This window comes from Saccharothrix sp. ST-888 (assembly GCF_000955975.1).
In the GTDB taxonomy this organism is placed as follows: domain Bacteria; phylum Actinomycetota; class Actinomycetes; order Streptomycetales; family Streptomycetaceae; genus Kitasatospora.
In genome coordinates this window covers 1-258 of the sequence record NZ_JYJF01001096.1, presented here as the reverse complement: position 1 = coordinate 258, position 258 = coordinate 1, and the positions used below count along the sequence as shown (strand labels likewise).

Genomic DNA, 258 nt, shown 5'->3' with positions numbered 1-258 from the left:
TCCGGGTCGAGCTCGGCGAGGTCGAGGCGGCGCTGGCCGAGCACCCCGGCGTCGCCCAGGCCGCCGTCCTCGCCCACGACGACCGGCTCGTCGGCTACGTCGTGGCCCGCGACGACTCGACCCGGGACAGCGGGATCGAACAGGATCACGTGGGCGAGTGGCGGGACATCTACGATGCCCTGCCGATCACCCCCGAGGAGACCGTCTTCGGCCAGAACTTCGTCGGCTGGAACAGCAGTTACGACGCGAGCCCGATCC

Annotated in this window: 1 protein-coding gene; it reads left to right on the top strand. The window is 70.9% G+C overall.

The features are described from left to right. Positions 1-258, top strand: a 258-nt coding sequence (locus UK12_RS35770) for an AMP-binding enzyme (RefSeq protein WP_045307402.1), incomplete at both ends; no start/stop codon positions are given.